General features: G+C 58.6%; 2 protein-coding genes. Both read right to left on the reverse strand.

Annotated elements, in window-relative coordinates; genetic code table 11:
* On the reverse strand, window positions 1–1,430 hold a 1,430-nt coding region (locus tag CU103_RS30865), incomplete at its 3' end, for an aldehyde dehydrogenase family protein (protein WP_106667819.1).
* A 166-nt stretch (window positions 1,431–1,596) separates the two neighbouring features.
* Window positions 1,597–2,904, reverse strand: a complete 1,308-nt coding sequence (ectB, locus tag CU103_RS30870) for a diaminobutyrate--2-oxoglutarate transaminase (protein ID WP_106667820.1) — start codon at window positions 2,902–2,904, stop codon at window positions 1,597–1,599.
* Window positions 2,905–3,501 lie beyond the last annotated feature (597 nt).

Genomic DNA, 3,501 nt, shown 5'->3' on the forward strand with positions numbered 1-3,501 from the left:
ATACCGACATTTCTCGTCTGAACGTAGCCGTCCAGCGCTTCCTGACCCTTTTCCCTGCCGTAGCCGGACTGCTTTACGCCACCGAACGGTGTTTCTACGCCACCGACGAACCATCCATTGACGTAGACTTGGCCAGCCCAAAGGCGGTCGGCGGTCCAAAGAGCCCGATCTAGATCTCGGGTGAACACGCCCGCTGCCAAGCCCTGATCGGTGTCGTTCGCGAGATCGACCGCCTCTACGGGATCATCGAACGTGGTGACGGCGAGGACAGGACCGAAGACTTCCTTCTGGAAAAGATCTCTGTCTCGCGCAACATCGGCAAACACCGTCGCTGCCATGAAATAGCCGTTCCGCTCGGAAAGTGCAGTTCCCCCGGTCACGAGCCGTGCCCCCTGCGAGAGTGCCGTCTGGCAGGCCCGCTCAACCCCCTGTCTCTGCTTTTGCGAGATCAACGGCGTGATGTCGCAGTTCTCGCGTCCTGGACCGACCGATAGTCCTTCAACGCAGACCTTCAGTCGCTCTACCAGCGCATCTGCAATAGAACGTTCCACCAGCAGACGGGTAAGGCCGTTGCAATTCTGACCGGCATTTGTAAAGGTTCCGAGGCGCACCGCCTCTACAACCGCATCGAGATCGGCATCGGAGAACACCACCGCAGCCGACTTGCCGCCCAGTTCCATGATGCACGGCACGATGCGCTCCGATGCGGCCTTGAGGATCGTTCGCCCGGTGGCCGTCGAGCCTGTAAAGACGATGTGGCGAACATGGGGATGCTCGATCAGCGCCTGGCCTGCCGTTTGGCCGTAACCAGTGAGCACGTTGACTGCTCCGGCAGGCAGACCCGCGGTCTCGCAGGCACGTGCGATTTCAATTCCGGAAAGGGGAGCCAGCTCCGGTGACTTCACCACCACTGAATTGCCGGTTGCGATGGCGCAAGCCAGCGACCGGGCCGTCAGTTCCAGCGGACCATTCCACGGAACGATCTGGGCTGACACGCCGAAAGGACTTCTGACAGTGTAGTCGACCAGGTTGGCTCCGCGTGGGATCGAGCGGCCTTCAAGCTTATCGGCCAGGCCACCGTAGTACCGCAGGTACCGGATGGCGCTCTGAACTTCGCCATGTGCGTAAACTAACGCCTTGCCCGTCTCGATGCAGTTAACGGCCGCGATCTCGTCACTGCGCGCTTCGAGTGCGTCGGCAACACGAAACAGCATGCGTCCACGATCATAGGGATGCATGTCGATCAGAACGCGGTCGCGAAAAACGCGGTGAGCGGACGCAACGGCGAGTTCGACCTCTTCGGGACCTGCTTCTGCGACGACGGCAATCGTCTCACCATTCGACGGGTCATCGACCTCGATGCGACGGCCAGACACGGAATCGCGCCACTCGCCATCGATGTAATTCTTGAGCACCTCTTTGTTAGCCATTCAAATTCTCTCTTGGTAGCGGATCAGCCATTTTGTCTCCCGCTGTGATAGCCGGAGACCTGGAGTTGGTGCGGTGGCAAAGAGCACCACCGGTGCTTCGCCGACTCTCAAGCCAAGATCCCGGCCCGCTGGATCGGTTACGGCAGCGGGCTGCGATCTTCTACTTTTAAAGGCTTGCCGGGATGCTACCCTGCACCGCGTCGATGCTGTCGCGGATGATGGACAAACCACGGCGCAGGTCAGCCTCGGTGATGGTGAGGGCAGTCATGAACTTGAGCACCTCACCATAGGAGCCAGCGATCTCGATCACCAGGCCGCGACGGAAAGCTTCCTGGGAAATGAGGGCCGGCAATGAGTGGTGCTTTGGTGATACCAGGCCATACATCAATCCGCGGCCTCGGACACCCAGGCCAAGATTGGGGAAGTCGGCTGCGATCGACTTGAGTTCCGCAGCCAGGATCGCAGACTTGCGAGCGATCTCGTCCTCAAACTTGGAGTCGGACCAGTAGGTTTCAAGAGCCGCACGAGCAGTAACGAAAGCATAGTTGTTGCCTCTGAACGTACCGGTGTGCGCGCCAGGCGCCCAAATATCAAATTCAGGCTTGATGAGAATAAGGGCCATCGGCGTTCCGATCGCCGACAAAGACTTGGACAGGGTAACGATGTCCGGCACGATCCCAGCCGCTTCAAAACTGAAGAATGTACCGGTGCGGCCGATACCGGCCTGGATGTCATCGAGAATCATCAGGATCTCGTGCCGCGAGGTTAGCTCACGCAGCCGTTGCAGCCATTTGACGCTGGCAACATTGATGCCGCCTTCACCTTGGACTGCTTCCAGGATCACCGCTGCAGGTTTATCAAGGCCACTGTTCGGATCGTCGAGAAGCTTCTCAAAGTAATCCAGTGTATCAACTGACGCGCCGAGATAACCCTCGTACGGCAATGCGGTCACGTGTGCGAGGGGAAAGCCGGCAGCGGCTCGGTGCTCCTTGTTTCCGGTCGCTGCCAACGCTCCAGCGCTTTCCCCATGAAACGAGTTCGTAAACGAGACAATGTTTGACCTGCCGGTCACCTGGCGAGCCAGCTTTAGGGCCGCCTCGACCGCGTTCGTACCTGTGGGACCAGGAAACTGCAATTTATAAGTCAGACCACGGGGCTTCAGAATATACTGCTCAAAAGCTGCCATGAAGGCCTTCTTGGCGCTCGTGGCAAGGTCGAGCCCGTGCACAATTCCATCGCGCTCGATGTAATCCAACAACGCCTTCTTGAAGGCCGGGTTGTTGTGCCCATAGCTCAGGGCACCTGCACCCCCGAAGAAGTCGAGGTATTCCCGACCGTCTGCGGCTATGAGGGTAGTGCCAACCGCGCGATCGAATAGGACCGGGAACGCCCGGACGTAGCTGCGCACCTCAGACTCGAGGCGATCAAACAGCGCGAGGCTTCCATCGTTTGTAGGCGCAAACTGATTGTTCATAGGGCGAACTCCTTCGAATGGGCAGCCTGCAAACGCATCAGGCCGGTATTCCTAATCATGAGATCGGGCGCTCAGTGCCCGCTTGGTGAAAGTAGCGCGTTAAATAGGCCGCTTTGGCGCGAATGATCTCATCTGAATGCAGGAAATATGCGTTAATTTACCAGATGCGCATAGATACGGCGAGTGGCAGGTGTGAAGTGGGGATTTCCTCTAGGTGCTCAGAGAACTGAGCACGGCACGACAGCGAGGCTGGCAGCCCTCCAGACGTCGCCCCTTCACAGGCGCAAGGCTGTGTCCTCAGGGACGAGCCCTAGGAAACCCGAAGCGAGTCCGACTACCGAACATGCCGCCAGGATGACTGAGGTCTAAAGCCCAGGGGAGATGACAACAGCAGCGCGCGCCAAAACTTGGCCCCGTGGTCAGGCGAGCTAAAAACCTGACCTTTCCTTGGTTTCATCGGTCGAGCAGCGTTTCGACCCGGCGTTAGCCGCGAAGCCGGTAACCTTTGCCGCGATGTGACTCTGCCGGATGTCATCGCGCCGGAGAGACATCGGCAAAATGACTTGCAGAAGGCTGTGAGCGGCAGCATCTTCTTCC

It is taken from the genome of Phyllobacterium sophorae, from assembly GCF_003010965.1.
Taxonomy (GTDB): Bacteria; Pseudomonadota; Alphaproteobacteria; order Rhizobiales; family Rhizobiaceae; genus Phyllobacterium; species Phyllobacterium sophorae.

Excerpts from the sequence above, each read along its gene's own strand:
- ectB (WP_106667820.1), bottom strand. The coding sequence starts at position 2,904 with ATGAACAATCAGTTTGCGCCTACAAACGATGGAAGCCTCGCGCTGTTT.